Here is a 1655-nt window from a genome sequence, read left to right on the forward strand (position 1 = left end):
AGAAAAACGTGTGTTATAACAAAGTTAAGAAGAAATTTTGATATAAAATTAAAAAAATAAATTTTTAGGAGGAATTACTATGGCTGAAGAAGTATTGGATATTGAAATGATTGCGATGACATTGATTGGACATGCAGGAGAAACTAAAAGTTTGGCTTATCAGGCTATGAATGCGGCAAAGGCAGGGAAATTTGATGAAGCGGAAGAATTTATGAAGCAGTCTAACGAGGAAATGCTAAAGGCACATGAATTACAGACAGATTTGATTGTAAGGGAAGCTGGAGGAGAAAAAATTGATGTTGGATTAATCATGGTACATTCACAAGATCACTTGATGACAGCAATTTTGTTTAAAGAATTAGCGAATGAATTTATCGAAGTGTATAAGAGGCTGGAACAAAAATAGTTTTGTATTCAATTTTAAAATATATTAAACAGGATAATTGCGTACAAAAATACCCTTTTATGTGTAAATGTCCTGTATTCTAAATATAGAAATTTAGACTAAATCTTGTTAAATAATGAAGTTATAAAAAACTTTTTTATCATAAGAAATTGTAAAAGATACTAAAGAATTATAAATTGTTTAAAAGGGAAATTTTTAGAATAAAAATCATTAGACCTGTTCGACAACTTGTATAAATACCAATATCAGGGTATAATAATACTGGTGATGAAAATGATAAATAATGTTGAAAGAATAAAAAAACTTAAAGAAGAAAACTATCAGAAAATTTTTGGCATTAAAAAAAATACCTTTGACAAAATGCTGAAACTTTTGAATGAATCATACAGAATTGAACATTCAAGAGGCGGACATCCGCCAAAACTATCTGTTCTTGACAGACTTGTAATCATGCTTTCATACTATCGTGACTATAGAACTATGGAAAATATTGCCTTTGAATACGGTGTTGCAAAAAGTACCATCTGTGAGTGCGTTAAATGGGTTGAAAACATCTTGATAAAAAGCGAGGAGTTTTCTTTGCCCAAAAAAAGGGAGCTTGTCAGGGACACTGAGATAGAAGTCGTGCTGGTTGATGCTACGGAATGTGAAATTGAGCGTCCTAAAAAAAACAGCGGAAATATTACTCGGGAAAAAAGAAAAAGCACACGATAAAGGCTCAGATAGTGGCAGACGAAAAGGATTTAAGGATACTCAACGTCTCGTTTTCGCACGGAAGCGTTCATGACTTCAGGCTGTTCTGCAGAAGTCGTGTGTATTTTTCAAAAGATGTCCTTTTAATTGCCGACAAGGGATACATAGGCATAGATAAGATACACGGCAACAGCTTGGTACCTAAAAAATCGACAAAAAAGCATAAATTAACTAAAGAGGACAAGAAATACAATTCAATTATTTCAAGGCGTAGAATTTACATAGAGCATGTGAACAGGCATATCAAGAGATTCAGGATAGTGTCTACACATTATAGAAACAAGAAAAGAAAATTTCCTATGAGATTCTCGTTAATTTGTGCAATTTATAATTTTGAACTATAGGTTGTTGAATAAGTTCTAGTATATCATTTTTGCTATGTTTTTTTATATGTTATAGGTGTCGTATTCGACTGTGTGGTACATGTATGAAAAAAACTTAAAAAAAATGGAAAAAAGTAGTTGACAAAGGGGAGGGGATATGATAATATATATCT

3 protein-coding genes are annotated in these 1655 nt (G+C 31.8%); all 3 read left to right on the forward strand.

Annotated elements, in window-relative coordinates; genetic code table 11:
- Positions 1–79: 79 nt before the first annotated feature.
- On the forward strand, positions 80–406 hold the full coding sequence (locus Q0370_RS01350; protein WP_299571068.1) for a PTS lactose/cellobiose transporter subunit IIA: 327 nt from the start codon (positions 80–82) through the stop codon (positions 404–406).
- Between the two features lie 273 nt (positions 407–679).
- Complete coding sequence (locus Q0370_RS01355; RefSeq protein ID WP_299571071.1) at positions 680–1120, forward strand: transposase family protein; 441 nt, start codon at positions 680–682, stop codon at positions 1118–1120.
- A gap of 11 nt (positions 1121–1131) precedes the next feature.
- Positions 1132–1503 carry a transposase family protein gene (locus Q0370_RS01360; protein WP_299571074.1) on the forward strand — a complete coding sequence of 124 codons (372 nt, stop codon included), beginning with the start codon at positions 1132–1134 and terminating at the stop codon, positions 1501–1503.
- The last annotated feature ends 152 nt before the right edge of the window (positions 1504–1655 follow it).

This window comes from uncultured Leptotrichia sp., assembly GCF_938036635.1.
GTDB classification, from domain to species: domain Bacteria; phylum Fusobacteriota; class Fusobacteriia; order Fusobacteriales; family Leptotrichiaceae; genus Leptotrichia; species Leptotrichia hongkongensis.